The organism is Mesorhizobium montanum (genome assembly GCF_033977145.1).
GTDB classification, from domain to species: domain Bacteria; phylum Pseudomonadota; class Alphaproteobacteria; order Rhizobiales; family Rhizobiaceae; genus Mesorhizobium; species Mesorhizobium montanum.
In genome coordinates, this window is the sequence record NZ_JAVIJF010000015.1 from 136,249 (window position 1) to 156,818 (window position 20,570).

At 58.8% G+C, this 20,570-nt stretch carries 14 protein-coding genes; 6 read left to right on the plus strand and 8 right to left on the minus strand.

All coding sequences use genetic code 11. From position 1 onward, the window contains the following. Window positions 1-724: 724 nt before the first annotated feature. The 4 genes from RFM68_RS21065 to RFM68_RS21080 all read left to right on the plus strand — a co-directional run bounded on the left by RFM68_RS21065 (window position 725) and on the right by RFM68_RS21080 (window position 4,094). Entirely contained in the window at window positions 725-1,135 is a 411-nt protein-coding gene (locus tag RFM68_RS21065; RefSeq protein ID WP_320234925.1) for a hypothetical protein, read from the plus strand. Window positions 1,136-1,139: 4 nt separating this feature from the next. After that, complete coding sequence (locus RFM68_RS21070; protein ID WP_320234926.1) at window positions 1,140-1,487, plus strand: DUF2293 domain-containing protein; 348 nt, start codon at window positions 1,140-1,142, stop codon at window positions 1,485-1,487. A 136-nt stretch (window positions 1,488-1,623) separates the two neighbouring features. Continuing rightward, window positions 1,624-2,844 (plus strand): hypothetical protein, encoded by a 1,221-nt coding sequence (locus RFM68_RS21075; RefSeq protein WP_320234927.1) that lies wholly within the window; start codon window positions 1,624-1,626, stop codon window positions 2,842-2,844. Between the two features lie 521 nt (window positions 2,845-3,365). Next, a complete protein-coding gene (locus RFM68_RS21080; protein WP_320234928.1) occupies window positions 3,366-4,094 on the plus strand; it encodes a hypothetical protein in 729 nt (242 codons plus the stop codon). A gap of 128 nt (window positions 4,095-4,222) precedes the next feature. Here the strand turns inward: RFM68_RS21080 and RFM68_RS21085 are convergent, their stop codons facing one another. The 8 genes from RFM68_RS21085 to RFM68_RS21120 all read right to left on the minus strand — a co-directional run bounded on the left by RFM68_RS21085 (window position 4,223) and on the right by RFM68_RS21120 (window position 16,420). After that, on the minus strand, window positions 4,223-4,717 hold the full coding sequence (locus tag RFM68_RS21085; RefSeq protein WP_320234929.1) for a hypothetical protein: 495 nt from the start codon (window positions 4,715-4,717) through the stop codon (window positions 4,223-4,225). Beyond that, window positions 4,718-5,230 (minus strand): very short patch repair endonuclease, encoded by a 513-nt coding sequence (locus RFM68_RS21090; RefSeq protein ID WP_320234930.1) that lies wholly within the window; start codon window positions 5,228-5,230, stop codon window positions 4,718-4,720. It abuts the gene before it with no gap. Then, window positions 5,190-5,753: a hypothetical protein gene (locus tag RFM68_RS21095; RefSeq protein WP_320234931.1), complete on the minus strand. Its 564-nt coding sequence runs from the start codon at window positions 5,751-5,753 to the stop codon at window positions 5,190-5,192. The genes RFM68_RS21090 and RFM68_RS21095 overlap by 41 nt, the downstream gene beginning before the upstream one ends. A gap of 14 nt (window positions 5,754-5,767) precedes the next feature. Next, entirely contained in the window at window positions 5,768-7,270 is a 1,503-nt protein-coding gene (locus RFM68_RS21100) for a DNA cytosine methyltransferase (protein ID WP_320234932.1), read from the minus strand. A 306-nt stretch (window positions 7,271-7,576) separates the two neighbouring features. Then, complete coding sequence (locus RFM68_RS21105; protein WP_320234933.1) at window positions 7,577-9,316, minus strand: nuclease-related domain-containing DEAD/DEAH box helicase; 1,740 nt, start codon at window positions 9,314-9,316, stop codon at window positions 7,577-7,579. Beyond that, on the minus strand, window positions 9,304-11,199 hold the full coding sequence (drmB, locus tag RFM68_RS21110) for a DrmB family protein (RefSeq protein ID WP_320234934.1): 1,896 nt from the start codon (window positions 11,197-11,199) through the stop codon (window positions 9,304-9,306). Before drmB ends, RFM68_RS21105 begins: the two co-directional genes overlap by 13 nt. Further along, a complete protein-coding gene (locus tag RFM68_RS21115; protein ID WP_320234935.1) occupies window positions 11,200-14,400 on the minus strand; it encodes a helicase-related protein in 3,201 nt (1,066 codons plus the stop codon). Between the two features lie 43 nt (window positions 14,401-14,443). Further along, window positions 14,444-16,420, minus strand: coding sequence for a UvrD-helicase domain-containing protein (locus tag RFM68_RS21120; protein ID WP_320234936.1), 1,977 nt, complete (start codon window positions 16,418-16,420; stop codon window positions 14,444-14,446). A gap of 672 nt (window positions 16,421-17,092) precedes the next feature. Here RFM68_RS21120 and RFM68_RS21125 point away from each other — a divergent pair. Then, on the plus strand, window positions 17,093-19,456 hold the full coding sequence (locus RFM68_RS21125; RefSeq protein WP_320234937.1) for a S8 family serine peptidase: 2,364 nt from the start codon (window positions 17,093-17,095) through the stop codon (window positions 19,454-19,456). Window positions 19,457-19,463: 7 nt separating this feature from the next. Next, the gene (locus RFM68_RS21130) at window positions 19,464-20,570 is read left to right on the plus strand and encodes an MBL fold metallo-hydrolase (RefSeq protein ID WP_320234938.1); all 1,107 of its coding nucleotides are present in this window, start codon (window positions 19,464-19,466) and stop codon (window positions 20,568-20,570) included.

The following is a 20,570-nucleotide window of genomic DNA, read 5'->3' on the forward strand; positions in this document are numbered from 1 at the left end:
TGCACATCCTTACCCGGGAAGGATACGCACCTAACCAGCCAGTTTCGAAGTTGACATTGTCAACTTGGCTGCCTGGATGGCAGCGATCCACTCGCCATCTGTCAACCAGAAAACGTGCGTTTTCTTACTCCAGTAAGAACGCGCTTTACGCTAAGTTTACATCAAGTTGACAATTCGGGCGGAAATCCGCGTTTTTGCAAACTGTCAACTTCCGCGTCCGTTAGGTCGCCCTTGCTACCATCCGACGGTCACTTGGTGGCGAGAGGCTAAATGCGCCCGAATTCTAGGGAGTAAAATGATCCCCGGAAACTATTCCGCAACGAGGACGATTTAAGGCGGCCAGGAGGTCTCAAGCTCTTGGAAACACATAACGAAATAGACGCCTCAACAGGGCTGAAGCGACCAGCGTCGAGAGCGAAAGTGATCGCGATTTCAGTGTCCTATTATTCAATTTGCCCTGGCTTGGAGACAAGGAAAGCTCTCTTGCCTATTTCGTCCTCTATAAGTTCAGAAGAATGTCAGGCAGCCATTCCTAGGACAGCCTACGCTGGTTCGGTTCTTCGAATGCTCCAACGCTCGAGCGTTGGAGGCTAGCCTTGGCCCACCTGCCGACATAGAAGCTGCCCGCTCAGATATCCAGTCGATTAAAATAAGGTTGTTAAGAGGAAGTAAGCGATTACTTACATTCGAACACAAGCTTGCATCTGTGCTGTATTGTATCGTTATGAAAAAACCTGCACTGGAATCTGACGCCCTTAAGCCACCAGACCATTCACTAGAGGGGTGCTTTGGTAGGAGCTGGCAACTGACGTTCGAAATTAGGCCCTATATCAGGGCACTTGAGCGTGACCTTGCTACAGAGATTGCTCGCAACGCGGCGCCAATTTCTGACCGCGCAGAGATAAAGGCGCGTTACGAGCGCGCCATCTGCGATCTGGAGGAGCGTGATGAGCGCATAGCCGAACTCCAGGCCAGGATGGATGAGATCGTCCGGGTCGCGGTGCGCTTAGAGCCTGGCGAGGAGATAATGATTACCAAGGAGATCAGGCGCCCTCTGGGCAATGATGCTGTCAGAACAAAAGCGGAGCCGGACAACGATGTGAACGCCGTCGTCGGTCCTTCTGATCGCCAGTGACATCATGTCAGGCAGCGACGCCTCGACGCGCGACTCCTCGATCCGATTTTCCTTCGATGTGGTGATGCGACATATGCGCATCCATCATCCTGGTTGTCCCAAGGAGACTTGTCACACCATAGCTAGCCGCGTCAGCGCGAGAACCTGGCGCAGACTGAAACTGGGCGCTGCAGTTGGCATCGAACTGCAAAAACATATCCGGCATTCTCTCACTGACTACGACGAGTTGCTCCGGACCAAGATGATGGCGCGCGATGAAGCGCGGTCCTTTGTTGCGCCGCAGATCCAAGAAGTTCTCTGTAGGTGGCGCAAGCCTGGACTGAAGCTTCGGGTTGCGCGACCGGCAGGGTGAAGGCGGAGGACGCATGACGGTGTCTAAGGCGATCGCTTAGCCTACGCCCGGGCAAATTCCCTCTGTCGACTCCGATCGGATGGCCGTGGTAAGGCCGCTGTCCATCTCCCCCTTGGACGACCAAACGGCAGAGCGCATGACCTCGCATTCCGTCATCTTGACGGCCGCCAAATCTCCCTCGGCCTTCAGCCTTACTTACACAGAACAGCAGGTCGGCCAGAAGCAGAAGCGATTTCACAACCGGGTTGTCCTGCAGCCGCAGATCGACCTGACGTCCTATACGTGCCGGGCGGTCGTCGACTGGGCGGACATTCGGTTCCGGACGGTCGGACACACCCAGTGGAAGTGGATCAAGCATCACATCGACAAAGCCATCGGTGAACGGACCTGGGTCGAGAAAGGAAAGCTCGACGACGACGGAAAACACCGAGAATTCGTCGTGCGCATTCAGGAGCCCGTTACGAGGGACCTTCTGCTTGCCGAGGACGTCGTCAGGGCGAAATGGGATCTGCAGGAGCAAGCCGAGATCGTCGGACTCGAAGTCAGCGTCGATTTCAAGCCCCGCAAACCATCAGAGGAAGCGCTCGCGCTCATGTTCGGCGTCCTGGTGCGTAGCCACCTGCCCAGCCGGAATATCATAGATGAGCCCCTCGATAGACCGCGGTTCGCATGGGGTAGGGGCAATGACGCGAGCAGCTATGTGCTCGGATATGATCAACGGCATCCGGACCGCAGCGACACGTTCCTTCTCGATCCCTCAAAGGACCGACCGGCGACGATCGACTCCACTTACTACGCCGGTGCCGAAGCATCGCGATGTTCTTGGCGAACAATGGTCAAGGTGCTCGACAAGCAGAACATCGCCACCGGAACCAGGAAAGTCCTACCGGAGAAGGAGCAAAGGGTTCGTCTTGAGGTGACGGTGGACGAGAGTGAACTTCGCGATATGGGCATCCGGACAATCAAGGATCTAGCAGGCCATAAGTTTCAGCGCTTCCAGGGTCGATACTTCAATTTCGGTGTCCCAACCTTTCCGGAGCTTGCTTATGAGCCGGGAGAGAAGCGGAGACCGCTCTTGGAGCTCCTTCGAAAGGAGCGGCTGCAGCGGTTCCTGAACGCGGGTGTCGTCGGACTGGAAGCCTGGGACGAGGCCTGGCGAAGGAAGAAGAAGCGGACGAGAAAGGAGACCCTTAAAAGCGGCCTACCTTTGCCGCTGACATCCATCACGACCGGAAGCTCCAGCACGTTGAAGGACTACAACGAGCTAACAAGAAAGGTGATACCAGCACTCCGACATGTCGATGACCGGATGCAGCTTAAAGATTCATCCCCGAGTTTCGGCGCCAGCGATACATAGCGTCGTCAAAGCCTCTCTAGATGCGTGCGCTAGCGAAGATGATCGTTCATAGTGCGCAGAAGCAGTAGAGCAAGTTATTAGAGCTGATTGACGGGCCGTGAAGCCGGTATCAACGCCGGCAAGCAGTTCAAGCGCTGCGCACACGGTTGGCAGACGCATAACTCAGTGGAGAAAAGCTGCAAAAGGCTCTGCGGGGCAGCTCGGGGAGATCGCGATGGCTGGGCACTCGGTCGCGATCCTCGTAGGAGCGCCGAAGGTGCGGACGCCAGCAAAGGCGCTAGCTCCCTCCGGCAGAACCCAGGAGGCATTTTCGCATTGTCGCTGGGAGTGAAACGACAGGTGACATTGCTGTTCGTTCCAGATACGTGCCCTTGTCACAGGGGCGCTCAGGGGCGCTGGTGGACTCTCCCGAAGCATCAATGATGCATCGAGCGCGGGGAACCAGCCAGTGACTGCCCCTAGCAAGAATGGATTTTGCCGTTCATCCCGATTGAGAACACTAACAGGGTTTAGAAAACGCAATGAATGAAGCTCGCCTGCTTATTGCTTACAGCTTTGCGTATGTGAGACGGCAGATCCACTCGTTAAACGATCTGAATGCCAACGCAGCACTCAAGCGGCAGCGCGCAGCCCAGCTGATTTTCGAGAAACGAAGCGGCAGACGCATTCTGGAGAATTTACCAGACTGGAGCACTTACCGCAGGGCGCCATTTGTTGCGCGTCAGAAGTTCCATCAAGCGATCACGATCGCGCGTAAGGCTGGTGCCGACCTCCTTTTGGCTGACATTCGCGAGCTCATCGAACACACGGGAAGGGACCAGATAGTTAGGTGCTTCGGCATCCTCAACGCTCTCGACGTCGAAGTCTGGGATGCATCCTTGCATCGCAGTTGGCAGTCTATGACGGAGGACGAGCGGCGCACTCTCATCACTGGTGCGGCGCGGACGATGGCATCGCGGTCAAAGGCGGTGAAAGACGGACTTTCGCTTTCCGGCGCAAAAAAAGGGGCGCCTCCAAAAGCGAACCACCGTCTCGGCAACCTCGCCAACCGTCGTAGCGCTGATCAGCGTGCGCGTCGCCATCGGGATTTCGTCCTGAATGAGATCGGCAAGCTGCCGGCTGGTCAGAAGCTCTCTCCATCAGCCTTGGCCGCGGCCCTGAACGCTGCTGGCGTTCCTTCTGCTCGAGGTGGGCACTGGACGCACAACACCGCGAAGGACCTTATGGCTCGTATCGGCTATGCGCCGTGACGACGACAAGGATTCGGTGGTCGCGGCCTTGGAGATCTATCTGGTCCAAACGATGGTTTGAGGGGCCAACAAGAGGTTACGGCAACCTAGCGATCGGCGCGGAGCAAATACCAGTAGACTGCTCACGGTCAGGTTCCCATGCATTTCTTCGCGCGCTCCAGCGCGCGCCTCGATAGGCCAATATACCATGCGTTCATACGCCGGTCCCAACTACGCACCTCGCAGAATGTCTTCCAGTCGAACTCATAGATTGCAAGGGGTTGCCACTCCTGGTCTATGATCACAATCAGCAGATACTCGAACAACTGCTTGTTGGGATCGTCCCGGTCCGGATAGATCGTGCCGGTCTTCCTGGCGTCCATGATACCCTTGATCGAGTAGCGGTCCCCCTTTCGCGAAAGCGCGTCGATGTTTTGGGTCCCAGTTGGCGCGGGCTGCAGATTGGGCAAGCCCGGCGTCCCATTGTAGTGCGCTATCGCCAGGAGTTCCGCCATATGGCCGACATTGGACGCTAGCCCGCGCCGCTTTAACTCGGCCGCGACGGCTGAACGCGCGCGTAACAGCTGAAAATCATCAATTAGAGCCAAGTCCGACAAGGCGAGCGTTACGTTGCCGACAGGCATTCACTCCTCCGACGCGGTTTTGGCGTGACTCATTTTGCCGGTGATATCCCCCACTGCCTGGTCCCCCTCCAGGAAGTCGGTTATGGCCATTGCCAGGTCTCTCTCTGCAAGACGACCTTTCCCTCGGATCGCGCACTCCCATACGGAGAGGGGCCGCCATCCGAGGGAAAGCAAGCTCTCCCGGGCGGCGGCATCGCGACTGCAATTTGCCGTAATCTTTGATATCCAGAACTCTGTCCTGGTCGCTGGGACGCGGAAGAGCGGGCATCGATGTCCATGCCAGAAGCATCCATGGACGAAAATGGCCGATCGGTGGCGGGGGAGGACGATGTCTGGCGTGCCCGGCAGATCGCCCCTGTGCAGCCGGAAGCGGAACCCAAGCGAGTGCAAGAGGCGCCTTACGGTCAATTCAGGCGCAGTTCCCCTGGATCGCACGCGGCTCATGTTGTGCCGACGCTGCTCGACCGTCAGTCTATCGGCCATCGCTGCCGGTCGCCCACGTAGGCGTGTCATCCATTTCAGTGTCGCCGGCCAAGCCCACGGCCAGACTGGGCTCGATTGACGGGAATGCACCTGCCAAAGCCTCGAATGTATCGGTCCCCTGTTCGAGGATAGCAGTGCTGTCGGTAAAGCGTCCTGCTAGGCTGGCCACAATACCGGCGTGCAGGAGGCGCTCGCGCTGGCGCCCCACAAATGTCATCAGCAATGGAAGATTGCCATCGTTTCGCGCTACCGTGCGGATCAGCACGAAGTCCTTACTGTCTAGAAACGCGCATGCCCCGGCTTCAATCTTCCTGCCACCAAGCCGCCAATTCTTGCCAACCTTGCCGATGTGGCGCAGCTCCCTGGTGCCGCTCTGTCCGTAGACGCAAATGACATCCATGCTGGATACTTGCTCGGCATACAGCCGAGAACTCAATAGGACACGCACAGCCGGTGCGGTTAGGGCGATGGCGCGCTGTTTGCTGGTCGCGTGGACGCGGTGGGCAGAAAAGATTCCCAGATCTGACTCGGTCATCGAGCGCACGATGATCACCTCGCCTCGGGCGCTCACGGTCTGGCGCCCGATGCGAAAAGCGGCATCTCCTCGAAGTCGTCCTCGCTGCGGAGCTGACGCAGCAGAGACTCCGCGACCGCCTTTGCTAGAAGCGGCGGCACAGCGTTTCCGATCTGTCGGAATGCAGGGTTCATGGTGCCAGCGAACCGGAAGCCGTCAGGGAAGGACTGCAGTCGCGCCGCCTCTCGCACCGAGATTGGCCTAGCCTGCCCGCTGTCGTAATGAATGTGGCTGTAGCCGTCCTTACCAAGGTGCGCCAAAAGGGTGCGTGCGGGTGTGGACGCTTCCATCTTCCGCCACTTGTTGGGGAATTTTGCGTCATCATACGGTGGCACGAACCGCGCTTTGAGTTCCTTCCACTCTTGCGACCCATCCACTGGACGCTTGTCAAGTTCCTCTAGGCGCGTCAGCTCCTGGTCGAAAAGCTTGCGAGCATACTGGCTCGCCTCCGGATACTGGTCGCCAGGCTTAAGGCCAGCGAATATCCGGTAATCTCGTGGCAGATAGCGAATGACTTGGTCCCGTATCGAAGCCGTTCCCTCGTAGCCTATCCAGTTCCGCATCTTTCGCACGTAGTCATTCTGTCGGTTGTGTCCGGCATAGGGAATGGCAACGTCGAGCTTGCGGGACCCGCGGCGTAGCTCGCCGGAGGCCAGCATTTCGCGCGCGAGGATCACTGGCAGGTCGCCGATCGCCTGTTCGGTCGTGACCGCCCGGGGCAGATCGTCCCTGGCGACGGGCGATGGCTTGTATCCCGACGAGGCTCCCTCCGGGGCGAGCGTCAATTTCAGTGCGACCGCGCGTGAGCCCGTGTAACCGGACGGTAGATCGATCCAGTGAGATGGCTCTGGAAACGCGACGTCATCGACTACTACTTCGGAACGGATCGCTATGAGGATCATGCGTTCGCGCATCTGTGGCACGCCGTAGAATGCAGCATTCAGCAGCGTGTAGCGCGCGACGTAACCCTTCCTCGCGAGGATGTCGACAATCTCCTCCGCAATGTTGTGGCCGCCGTGATTAAGCATGTCTGGCACGTTCTCGATAACAACTGCAAGAGGAGCGCAGGCTTCCACATAATTGAGGTATTCGATGTAAAGACGCGCCCGAGGATCATGACGGAACGCCTCCGGATGTTCAGCCACCTCGCGCAGTTTCGACCGCCCAACCCGGGCAAAGGCTTGGCACGGAGGTCCGCCGACTAGGACATCGAAGGCAGCAGACACCTCGCCAAGCCCGAATGCAACCGCCAGATCGGCTGGCGAGGTCGTAGTGATGTCGCGGGCTTTACAGTGCCGTTCGTCGCCACTGTGGAAATTGGTCCCGTGTGACCGCGCTGCGTCAGCATCGAATTCGACCGCGCCGGCGATCTCGAATCCGGCTGCTTTGAAGCCAAGCGAGAGCCCTCCGCAACCAGAGAAGAGGTCGAGAACACGAGGACGCCCACCTGCACGAAGCCGCTGCAACTTCTGATTCACAGCCTTCAGGTCAGTCACGGACGGCCCGATCTCCGAGGAAGTTCGGCCTGACCATTCCGGTCGGACCAATGCTGCACTGCCACCCGCGGGCTGATTCCGGCCGTCAATAGTTCAGCTACGGCTATAAGCGCCGGTATCTTTCGGTTGACGTGCTTTGGCGGCATGAATGTGACGAAGACGAACTCAGTGGATGATGACATGAAAATTCTCTCGAACAACTCTACACCGAATCGCGTCAGATTGCATCACTCTTGTGTATGGCAGGCTGATCGTTAGATCTGGCGACAGGCGATGCGACCGATCAATAAAAGTTTCCACTTTTCGTCATTTCGATCGAATTCTTGCCCGCTCGCCGAAGGCCGTCGCTTGACGCCTGTAACGATGGGTCGACCCGTTGGGGACGAAAGCATGAAGCAGGCAGCGCGCACGTGACAGACCTGCGTAATGGAGCATTGCCCATTGAGATGCCCCGATGTCTTGCATGTCGATAGCGACTACCACCATCCGCTCGAGCCCCTTGAAGGCGTGCATCGTAGAGAATGCAACAGCTCCATCAGCATACTCTTCCTCGTTTCCGAGATCGCACACCGGACGGCCCGCGAGTCGCTCGAGACCGGCAATCAGCGAGTTTGAACGTTGTCTGGTGGAAAGGATGACGAGGTCACAAAGACGAACATCCGAGCTGAGCAGCTTTTCTACAAGGTCTTGGATCTTCTGAAGTGCGTCTGGGCGGCTGCCATAAAAGACGTTCTCACATTCGAGCCCGTCCGGGGCATTGTTCATCGCAAGGTCGATTCCGGAGATGATCGACGCCTGTGCGGCAACTTGCCGAGTGTTCCGACAGTTGTCTTCAAGCTCGTCGAGGACTGGGTAGGCGGTGGCAAGCCGCGTCTCGACTGCATGCTCAGCGTCTGACCCATAGATGTTCTGCAGCGGGTCCAAGAAGAGATGCCACGTGCCATGGTTCAAGCCACCAACGACGAGTAGATCGAAAACGTCAAAATGGGATGTGGTGAGGAGGTCTTGCGTCTCGTCTATGATAAGAACGTCCCATGGCTCGCCGCCGTTAGAGAGAAGTGCATCTGCCGCTACCTCGGGAAATCTCCGTGCGAAGAACTCGGGATGGCTCTCGTCGAGCGCTGCCAGCTCTGCCTCCTTGCCGCCGCGGCGAATGATCTCGCGATAGAGGCCATGGGCGTGCCAGACGTCGAGTCCGGAAATACCCTCTTGTGCGACCGAGCGCCGGACGTGGCTGGCGAGAAGGCGGTTAAAACACAAGAACAACACGCGACGACCGGAGCCCGCCAAGTGTTTCGCGCGATCCATCGCAAGCACGGATTTCCCGGTGCCTGCTGCACCGCGCACTACCGACCGAGGGTTCGCCGTGAGGCGCCGCGAGACTCGTATCTGCTCGTTCGTGAGCTGGATAATCTTAGATTCAACGCCGGTCAGATACCCACCGATGCTTAGTGCGGTTTCCAGGTCCGGACGAAGGATCTGGCGTGCCTGCCTTATTTGGTGCGGGGTAAGTCCCCGACGTGTCTTGCCCTCCCTGGAGGCGTAGTCTGCCTCCCAGAAGCGATGTAAGCGTTCAATATATTGGTCCATGCCCTCGCGATAGCTGCGCTTGTCGAGTAGGACCTCTGGCAGGAATTCGGTTCCAGCGACGTCGAACCGAGTAAACGGCATGACAACGCCGAAACCGAACACTACTTCCTTGAATGCCGAATTGGCATCGCAGAGCGACTTGCGGACGGCCATCAACGCCGATTTGGACTGCGTCCAAGGATCCTCCCGTTTGGTGTAGCTCTTAAATCCGGGACCCGCGAAGAGCCACACGCCGTCGCTGCAAGAGACTGTGCCGCCCTTCACTTCCAGCGAATACACGCCTTGGCTGGATAAGACTACAATGTCCGCTTCGCCCCAAATCTTAGTTTCGTGTCGCGGCAGGCCGAGCGAATGCAGCACGACCCAGTCGGCCGGAAGTTCCCTACCAAGCTTCTCATATACGAGCCGCTCGCCGTTCGGGCAGTCCTTTGGGACGTCGGGAATCAGAACCGCCATGATCTGCCCTCCCGCTCGCCGAAAAATCCGTCATAGGTGCCCATTGTGTCGCCTACGAGCATTGTGCGGTCGAGTTCGCGGTTGAATTTTTCACACGCCGTCTCAGGCAGGAGCAGACAGCAATGGCACGCCGCTCCGCTGACGCGCTCGCCTGCTTGTGTGGGTTCGGTTTCCAGACAGACCGGGTCGCTGCCACACCATCCAGCTCCTTCGAGCGTCCTGAGGACAATAGGTTCCAGCAACTCGGGGCTAGCGAGACGGACGAGACCGCCGAGGCTTCCCTCGGAATCCGGCGAACCCGTATATATGAGAACACCGTGCATCGCTTGTGCCTCGTCCGTCTCCTCAGCGACGTAAAGCCGTTCCCGAAGCGCCGCCGATGAGTAGCCGCACTCGATGGAGATCTGGCGGATCAGGGCGTGCGAAAAGCTGTGGACCAACAGAAGGCGAGGCGTGATCCGATAGTCACGCGCATAGCCGCGCCTAGCTGCGATTGCCGCGCTCTGAGCGTCGAGTTGAACAGCTCTTTCCTCAAGGACAGGATTTTGTTCGATCCATCCGTCGATCGCGACGCCATTGAAACGGAGGAAGATACCTTCGCCTCGAATCTCCGCGGCTGGCAACCAGTTCTTCGGTCCGCGGGAGAGCGGTGAGACATTACCCTGACGAATAGCCTCCGCGACATTCTCGGCAGTGACAGGATGCGGCTCGATGCGGGAGAAGCCCGCGATCGCCCGCACCTCGCGGAGGCGCGATACGGCGCCCACGAGATCGAACCAAGGAGCGAGCCCGGACGGCGGCTCCAGGACTTGGTTCATAAACTGCGGAACCACGCCCGCGATCACAGGGTCGTCGCGGTCTTCGCAGAGGGCGGCATACTCCTCAGCTCGCGCGATCTTCTCGGTAAGGTGGTCGTGTCCCGTCTCGAGTGCACGTAACGTCCGCCAAGCAGATAGCAACGGCTCGGCCGGAATGCCGAACTGCCTGGCGATGCCGCTAAGAACGTCGGGAATAGTCGAGGCTGGCACCGCGTCCAGTGTCGAGCGCATTTCCTGCACGATTTGCATTGCCGCCTCGGAGGCGGGTGGAATCGACAGTGACGAGCAGACGACTGGGAAGTGGACGTTAGACGCGCCGCGTTGAAGCACACGCACGTCCTCGTCGCAGCCAGCCTCGCGGTCCCGCAGCCAAGGTCTGAAGCCGGTGCAGACGTAACCTTGCGTTGCCCCTCTGCTGAACGCACTGCCGAGCGATTCCGACGTCGGGCGTTCCCCAGTTCGACAGGAGTTGCATACGACGAAGAGATCGGCGAGTGAAGCAGATCGTCCATGCGAACGTAGATAGAGGCTGGGATTGTCGCAGACGCCCGCCTCCCTCGAGCGATGCGCCCACCATTCCCAGGGGAAGTCGCTAAGGTGCCCGTGTGAGCACGCGACCACGAAACGGACGGGAGTAGTGTAGACCCGTGACCCCGAATGAGCGAGGCAGGTCAATCGGCTTCCATCGTCCGCGAGTTCGAATGGTGCGCCCGCCTGTCCAATCCGATGGCACTTGGGGCACTCATGCCACTCGGGGAACCGAGCGGCCGGCGCAGTTGAGCGCGCGCTCACCATTCGACTGTTCGGCACCTGTTTGGCCACCGGGCCGAGGCGGAACTGCGTGACCCCGAGCATGGCCTCGAGACGCGGCTCGCCGATTGTCAGGGACGGAAGCCGGGTGGAATATTCCCAATCTTCCAGGCCCATCGGCATGAAAGATCCTTTCTCCAGGTCGACGATTGCACCTATCCCATAGGTTGAGATCAGCTGCGAACGGCGCACGGTGCCGACCGGCTCAATGGGATCCGAGATCGTGCTTCCGCCTGTGGTGACCTTTCTTGCCAACTATCGTCCTCCAAACGTCTTGAGGCTAAAGGCCGTTGAAGGCTCGACTTCTCGGAGAGAGTTGGGCGTAGGCCAAGCCAAGCCAGTGTGACGGGCACCGTCTTCCGCCGAGTTCATTAGATGCGGCAGTATAGCTCCGAACGGTGCTTTCCGTTCCCAGTAGAGTAATTTTCGGCCGCCGGCGCGCGCATCACTGCTGCGCTGCGCCCATTCCCGCACCAGCGCTCGGAGTTCGCTGGCCGTATCAGCAAACTCGATGCCTGCTGAAGAGCTGTTCGCCCTCTGCAGGATTGCTTCAATTAGGCGTTGGACCTCGTTGTTAGAGACATCGAAATCGAGTGCATCATCGTCATCGTCCATGTCGGCGACGAGATGCCGAACGGCTGCAGCAAGCACGGCGTGCAGCGCCTTATCCCTGGCCCGCGGCGCCCAGGGTGTAACACTGGTAGCCTCGACGTTACGGTAGAGTGCGGCATGATAAGCGTTGAAGTGCTCGAAGTGTGATACATCGCGCGGCCTGCCAAAGTTGTAGAGCGTCAACACGAGGCCAGGCAACCCACGCCCAACGCGGCTGCTCGCCTGTATATATTCTGCTGTCGACTTCGGTTGTCCATTCATGAGCATTAGGCCGAGCCTCGGAATGTCGACCCCGACTGAGATCATGTTGGAAGCCAACACCGTGTCCTCGGGCGAGGGTGCGAAGGGATCCTCTACGACCTGCCATGCATCCACGGCGAGTCTCGCCAGTTTCTCCGGCAGTTCGCGTGACGGAACCCGGCTGCTGAGCTCAACCGGCTCGTGCTCCAATAATCTTGCAGGTCCGGTGCCGAGGCGACCGGAAATGAAGGTCATCTGGCGGGGGACGTCGTCCTGCATCAGGACGTAGGCGCCGCCCAACTCCCGTAGACTGTTGAAGTAAAGGACGCATGTCCAATAAGGATCCAACGCAAGGGCCGGCGCGCCGCCGGTGCGCTGGGCCTCGGCCGCTTGCAGCAGCGCGGCTGCCAGAGCCTGGAGCGCGAACTTGGGGCTTCGCCCGGCGGAGCTCACACCGCAATAGATACGATCTGGGCCTTGATCGTCTGTTACCGCAAAAAATGAATCACCCGCGTCAAACCCGGCTGGCGGAAACTGGAGCACGGTCCGATCGAATAGTGCATGCACCTGCCGTTCGGCCTGGCCGATCGTCGCCGTGGAGCCAATGACTTTGGGCCTGACACTGCCCCGGGTGCACAGTAAGTCAACGATGGTTTCGTAAAGTCCAGCCATCGAGCCGAGCGGTCCCGAGATCAGATGGAGCTCGTCCTGAATAATCAGGCCTGGGGGCAGCCCCCCATCGAGTGCGAATAGTGATCGAATGTCCTTGCGTCTTGGGAGTTGGGCGAACTTATCTATCGTGCCGATAAGCAGGGACGGGGGGGTGCGGTAGATGAATTCATCGACGGTGATCACGGGGATCGTGTGCCCTGCTGTTTCGCAAGACGGGTTAGCACAGCGAATCTCGACGCATGTGCCGTCCCGAGCCATCGAGTAGCATGAGACGGTAAGACTGCTGCCACACACCGGGCACTCTAGCAACTGCCGGGGTGTCGATCGCGGCGCCAGCCCGTCACGTTCTTCTTCGAGCGCGGCTCTCGCCTTTTCACCTCGGTTGGGAGTCGCTTCGTCACCCACGTAGAGCCCAAGCGAGATATGCGCCGCCCCGAGGTCGCCTCTTTCGCGTCGAAGTGCTTCGCACGCACAGATCAGCGAGGCAGCTCGCTGGAACTGCTGCACCGTAAGCAAACGGAGCGTATAGCGCATCAAAACGTCGACGCCCCCAGTGTCACGGCGGCCGCTATCCTTCAGTCGGCGCAGCATGATCTCGAAGGCCGTCAGGGCCAGATAGGCTTCAGTCTTGCCACCGCCAGTAGGAAACCAGAGCAGATCCATGCAATCGCGCTCTGCATCGTCGTTATCGCTGTCGACCAGGCCGGGTAGCACGAGGAGAAAGTAGGCAAGCTGGAACGGGCGCCATCGCAGCGCTCCTCGCCTCTCACGCTTCACCGGATAGTTAGCCTGTCGGTCCATCGCCGCGTTGGCCAGCACAAAAGCCGCCCAGGCCTGATCGTCGGATGATAGCAATTGCGCGCCTAGACGCATCCGTCGTGCGGCCGAATGACAGAGTGCAAAGTTCCGCTCCGCGGCTTGTCGGAGGCTTCCCTCGAATTCGCTCAGACGCGCCTGCAACGAGCGGTCTATCCAACGATCATAAACCGAAACGAATTCGTTCAGGGCATCCGTGATCTCTGCACGGCATTCCTCGCGGGCAAGCCATGCAGCGTCAAATGCGCGTGGGTATGCGCGCCGGAAGGTGTCCAAAGTGGAATGCCCTTCAGCGCTCATGCCCTTTATATTTGAGCGAGCCATCCATGCTGTCCTGGCCGAGAGGGCGCGCCTGCTTTCGACACCGGACCAATCGGCTGAAACGCCATGCCCGACGGCGAATTCGAGCACGTTTCGGTATAATAGGGCGGCTGATCTTGCATCGTCGTCTGCGCTAACGAGCATGGGGATCTGGCGCGGAAGGATGCTGCGCGCCCCCGCAACTGATTGAACGACTATCTCGGTTTGGAAAAGGCAGAGTTCATCGCGATGGCGATCGTCTGCCTGGCGAGAAGCATTAATCATGGTGACGGTGAGCACCTGCTGATCGCCATCGAGCCGGCGCCTAATGTGCATTCGCAGCTCGCAGTCGTTGACGGCTGCACCGTCGCTATTTTCAAATTCGCTTACATTCCACGCGCCGGCCGCACCTGGCGCGACCGAGAATTCGTAGCCTAGCTCCATTCTCGACCATGCACGCCTCGGTCGTCCTCCCTGGTCGGCAGGAGGGATCTCCACAGCGCGGTATCTTGCGGTCTTTCCCAGCCCAATCCGTAGCGTCGCGCTTGCGTCAGCAGCGAAGGTGAGGCCGATCGAACACGGCTTGAATGCGCGGTAGCCGGGAACGCCAGCGTCCTCTTCGCCGTCGGCTAAGATAAAAGCGCCATCGCTTTCGTCGTCCTCTATGGCCGCTAGTCCTTCGCCCTCGGGCCAAAGGATACCCGTGAGGTAAGTGTCCGCAGGAGCAGAGTTAATGATCTCGGCGGTATTGAGTGGGCCAAGTAGGAGGGCGCGGGTTGTCTCGAGTAAGCCGCTTCGCACGGCTTCCTGATCCAAGGCTCTTACGCGTGGGCGGGACGTCGTGGTCACAGGCTTCCTTTCATCGGCTTTTGGGCTGGAAGTCACCGGTGCCAAAGAGGCTTACGCCAAGCCAAAGTCGGCTGCTGGTCTCGGGCGGGTCAAGTTGGCGGTCGATTTCCGACGTAATGGTGCCCACGCCGGAAATGCGAAGGTTGTATATGCGCCAGGGAAGTCCATATCCCTTCGGATGAAGGATGTGCAGCAGGTCAAATGTCAGCTCGTTGCTCGTAACACCGAGAAGTAGTCCAAGTCGCCCACCATCCTCTTGCAAGTGGATTAGCCAAGTGGCCTTGCCATCCTCGTTTCGCCTACACAAGACTACTTTGCGGCCCTCGAGTGCATGTGCGTTTGTGAGAAGGAACGATTGAAGCTTCTCGACGCCCCCTTGGCCGTGGATATTGGGATCGACGAAGCCGAATGGATCGACGTCGCCCTTCTGTCCCATTTCTAGATTGATCCAGCCACCCCACCAGTTGCAAAGCCTAGTTCGGTCGTTTCGGAAGGTCCAATTTGTCGGCGGAGTGTAGATCGCCGTGGAAGGCGAACGGTGCAGTGTCTTGGCAGCCCTGGTCATTGCTACATAGGAGACGTTCGCTTCTTCCTCTGGGGATGTGTCACCATCGTCTTTCCCGCGGAAGTCCGTTGCGCTTTCCAGGATTGTGACGACGTCAAACTCGCTGCCCTTCGACTGGTGCACCGTCGTGATAATTAATCCATCGTCGGCAAGGGGCTGATCGTCTGGAAAGGCGTCGGGCCAGCCCATGCGGGTCCTCAATGCGGCTAGTTCGAACGACACAGCGTCGGAGGTAGCACCAGCTGCTTGGGCGAGGCGGGACCATGCCGTATCAACGTCAGGCAATCCAAGTTGGCGGCGAACGGCGTCGTTCCAGACGCCGGTGAGGTGCTGATAGATCCGATCGAATTGCGACTTAGTAACTGCGCCGGAGCGGACAGGACGCAGCAGCGCCGCTATCCACGCCGGAGGGAGCGTCGCGTAACTGGCTGCGCGCATGCGGATGGGGACGCCCGGCGAATTGGGACCCTGACCCATTAGCTTAGTCAGCACCCGCAGCGCTTCGCCGTTGGTGCGCGTGAGGATCGCTGTGCTCCCGTGCCCTTGGAAGGCGCTGACCGATAGCTCGGAGGTCTCAGGCAGCGCTGCCAACGCCCGTTTCACAGCCTCCAGCTTCTGGCTCTCAGAATAATCTCCCAGTAGCACGGCGCGAAGCCGCGCGGATATCTCAGCGATCGGTGGGGTTGAGCGGTAATTCCGAGTGAGGCGGACCAAATCTAGCTGTGACCCATAGACGTCGACAATTCGCCGCCAGTATTCGGTCGGTCTGGGGTAGCTGGTGCTGCCCTGGGATTTTGCCGAGAAGCTAAATATCGCCTGTGCCGGATCGCCAAGCACCGTAAAGCCGATGCCCGTCCGATCCGGTGGCGCGAGGAGATCGAGTAATGCGAGGACCAGTTCGCCACGAGCCCCGGGCAGGTCCTGAAACTCGTCTACGATTAAGTGACGGCGATCACCGATCGCTTCCAATACCGCGTCGCGGCCCTGGCCGACAATCATATCTGTGACGGCGGAGATGTTCGAATCATATGATCGACGTAGCAGTTCCTCTGGTGTTCTGCCGACCAGTCTGAGAATGCGGAACGCCCACGAATCAAATGTGCGCACCGAGATGTGCCTCAGTTCCTCGACTATGTGTTCATCGGTGCCGGCGACTGAGACCATCCGCCTCGTCAGCGTCCGGACCGCGTTACGCGAGAAGCTCAAGACGAGTATCTGTGCGGGCGACAGGTTGGTCGTTACCAGTCCCGCAAGCCGCAGTGCAGCTATCTCTGTCTTCCCGGTTCCAGGGCCGGCCTCGACGAGCATACGCGCGGTCGCAGGTGCGGTCAGCGCCCGCATCCTATCCGAAGCATCGTCTTCACACTGATCAGGACGCTTGTCGGCGTCTGCCGATGTAGCCGCGGAATCGCAGATAGTCATCCCCACCCCCCTGATGAAGGTTAGGCATCGGATTTAGAAAGGCAACTGAAAAACAATTTGCTCGAGCGAATATTTGTATTTATTACCCGGTTGCACCCCGTCAGGTGACAGTTACATTTTGCGTAAACCCGGCATTAATAACCTCGTTAATCCACGCAGTGGTAGTGCCCTCGACGAGCCAGGAGCGCTACTGTGGCTCACAAGTGGCACATCCGCAGCCTGGCTCGATGGTCTCGATCTTGCTGGTAAGCAGCTGTATTAGCGCTTGGTTCGTAATCGTATCAACACAGATCGAGCGCCGCGCGGTGAGCTATTGCATGGCAGCCCCCATTTATCCGTTACCGCAAAACAAGGCGGCTAGCGCTGATCACCCAGAGGGAACAAAATCAAGAAGCTGGGCTGCTTCAGAACATCTTCGAGATAGGCATGCCAGACGCTTTAGCGAGCGGGACCTGAAGGTGACCTGTGGGTGCCGGGGAGCTCCTCAGCCGCTTCCAGGCTCTCCTGAGGACAAAAAGACTTCGGTGCATCTTGACCTGAGGCAAAAGCGTCAGTGACCGGAAGGAAGGTCGGTGACCGAGATGGAATTGATGGTCATCTATTTTAGGATATGATTGGAACCTTATGCGGGATATACGTGTCTCGCAGACTGGGGTTGCTGGAGGAATGGCCATGGCCAAGTATCGGGTCAAGGTGTTTTTCATGCACGAGACAGAAGAAGCCGCCGCCCGTGCTGCGGAAGACGAAGCGAGACTCACAGAGGCGGAATGGACCGAAGGTTATGTCATAGGCGTGATCGATTCGAAGGACGTCAATCGGCTCGCCCGAGATGGCCTCATAGTAAAGCCGGTCGAGATAATCGAACCCAGGTCGGACTCGGGGCCGATCGGAATTCAGCCGACGCGTGTTCGGGGTGGCGGACAGGCTGGCGCTGCACCTAGTCTTACGAGAGTGCGAGGCTTGGCCAGCACGATCGCCGGGAAGAGCGCGGACGAGAAGATCCTGTCGGAGGATGCCCATCGCCCACAGTTCTACATCATTCGGCTAAACGGTCCGCTTACCGAGAAGCGGCGAAGCGAGCTGAACGATATCCAGCTGATTGAGCGGCTGAGCAGTAACAGGTATACGTGTCACCTCAAAGCGGAAGAAGTGCGCGTCTGCGCGGCACTGCCCTTCGTTGACAGTATCCAGCTATACTCCGAGGCGGATACATTGCGCGTCGTTGACGCCGATCGAGGTGGGAGGGCGACCTCCGCAGAGCGCGCGTTCCGCGGCCAAGGAACGGTATCGGAGGTGCCGCGATTCACGTTGCCGCATGCGGTTCGCGTGCATCGCGCCGAAGACTTGCCGCGGGTAGAGAGATGGTTGACGGATCGAGGTTTCAAACCGGTAGTTACCCATACCGACGCATTACGCGTGTCACTGAGGCAGGATAGCGACGACCTGATCGCGCTTGCTCGGTTACCGGAGGTCGCGGTTGTGGAGGAGTTGCAGCCGCCGCGGCTGCTCGATCGGAATGCGCGCGAGATTTTGGGGATCGAACGATCCAGCAAGCCGCAGCATAGATACGAGGGGGAAGGCCAGATTATCGGCGTGGCCGACACGGGTATTGATGATTCCCATCCAGATTTCAAAGGTCGCGTGGTTGGAATTAGCACCTTGGGTCGGCCCGGTGACCACAGCGATCCTGAAGGACATGGAACTCACGTAGCAGGGTGCGCGCTCGGCAACGGCGTTGAGTCGAGCGGCGATGTGTGCGGAGCTGCGCCAAAGGCAAGGCTCTTCTTTCAGTCGATTCTCGACGCCAATGGCGGACTCGGCGGGCTTCCACATAATCTCAAAATGCTTTTCGCTGAGGCCTATGAGAAGGGCGTCCGCATTCACAACAACAGCTGGGGCGCATTCGCCTACGCGCGATACTCTGAGATGTCGCTGGATGTAGACCGGTTCGTGGCGGCGCACCCGGACATGCTCATCGTCATCGCGGCGGGCAACGATGGCATTGCGGTGCCTCGCGAGCCAACAGCAGAGATGAATGCACGCTCTGGCTTTGTTGACTGGCCCTCTGTCGCCGCGCCAGCGACGGCTAAGAATGGCCTTACGGTTGGAGCAAGCTGCAACAGCCGCACAAGCGGCGGCTATGCGATGCTTACTTGGGGCGAGGCGTGGCGGGAGAATTACCCAAAACGTCCTGTCGCCAGCCAGAAAGTTTCGGGCGATCCGGAGCGCATAGCCGCTTTCAGCAGCCGCGGGCCTTCCGACGACCAGAGGATCAAGCCCGACATCGTCGCTCCCGGGACCGACATCGCGTCAGCGAAGTCGAGGCAGGCAGCGCTCTACAAGTTCTGGGGCGCCTACCCCAATAATCCGCTCTACGCCTTCATGGGAGGCACCAGCATGGCCGCGCCTTACGTCGCAGGGTGCGCGGCGCTGGTGAGGGAATGCTTTCAGAAAGAGGGCAAATGGGCAGAGCCGAGCGCAGCTCTGCTGAAGGCCGCTTTGATCAACGGAACAAGGCGGATCACCGGGGCATGCGCTGTCGCGCCGCTGGAAGGGGAACCGAACTTCCATCAGGGCTTCGGAAGGATTGATATGGCTGCAAGCATTCCCGGCCCGGCTGCCCCCGGATTATCGCTTGCCTTCGTCGACTCCTGGAAGACGCCAGCTCAGATGTTCCAGCGAACCGGTCAGAGCTTTCACTACGAGATTGCCGTGGGCGACCGGTTGCCGTTGCGGATATGCCTCGCCTGGACGGACCCCCCAGCGCGTGGCCTTCAAAACAACTTGATATTGCTGGCAGATAATACAGCCGGTGAGAAATTCGTGGGCAACAGCAACGCCGCGACCGTGCTCAAAATCGCCGGAATGAAACGCAATCGGGACAACAACGTCCAGATCGTGCGCATCGACAAGCCAAAGCCCGGCCGCCACACGATCGTTGTGTCGGCCGATACCCTCCTGGAGCCGCCGCAAAGCTTTGCGCTGGTAGTGACAGGCGATCTGAAATCGCGCTCTTCGCCCGTCTCCAAGCTCTGAGGCCAACATGTTCAAGTTGCACGTCGTCCAAGCGCAATTCGGCGACAGCATGATCCTGGAATTCGGCACCCCGGCAAAACCGCGCTATTTGCTCGTAGATGGGGGCCCGCCGGGTAACTTCGCCACCGACCTCGATGCGGCGCTCGACGGCATTATAGGAAAAGGTGAGAAGGTTGATCTTATTGTGCTCAGTCACATCGACAATGACCATGTGATCGGTCTGCTCGACCTCTTAGCCGCCATGGAGGATGATTCCGTCAGCGGCCGGCCGCCGCGTGTGCGCGTCGGCGGCTTGTGGCACAACTCTTTTGCGAAAACCATTGATCCCTCCGGCGTGATCGCACAGACACTCCAGTCGCTAATGGCGGCTGCCGGCGCAATGAACGTTGCCATGCCACTATTCGCCAATGCGTTTTTCGGATTGAGGGAAGGACACCGGCTGCGACTGATGGCGCAAAAGTTGGAGATCGCGGTAAACAAGGGTTTCAAGGACGACCTCATCTTAGTCAATACCGTAGCCGAGGCAATTAAGCTGGGGCGTCTAAAGGTAACGATAGCCGGCCCGACCAATGCCAATCTCGAGGCGCTACGCACTGAATGGTTAAAATGGCTCGAGGAAACGACCGATAGGGTCGCCGCCAATCCGAAGTTTGCCGCGATGGCTGACAAGAGTGTGCCAAATCTCAGCAGCATCGTGGTGCTGGCTGAGTGCGATGGGAAAACTCTGCTACTGACCGGCGACGCGCGCGGGGATCACATATGCCAAGGACTGAAGGCAGCGAAGCTCACTCGAGACGGTCGGCTTCATGTCAACGTTCTAAAGGTCCAGCACCACGGAAGCGATCGGAACACTACGAGGGATTTCTTCGATACCATCACCGCCGATACCTACGTGATCTCAGCGAACGGGAAGTATGGAAACCCGGACTTCTCAACGCTGAAGTGGATTGTGGAGGGCGCGCATGATGCAGACCGTCCTATTACGCTCGTGTTGACCAATGAAACCGAGAGCTCCGAGAAGCTTTGCCGCGAGCTAAAGCCTTCTGTCTTCGGTTACACGGTGCGGGTTTTACAAAGTGGCAAACACAGTTTGGAGATAGTTCTAAGCCCGTAG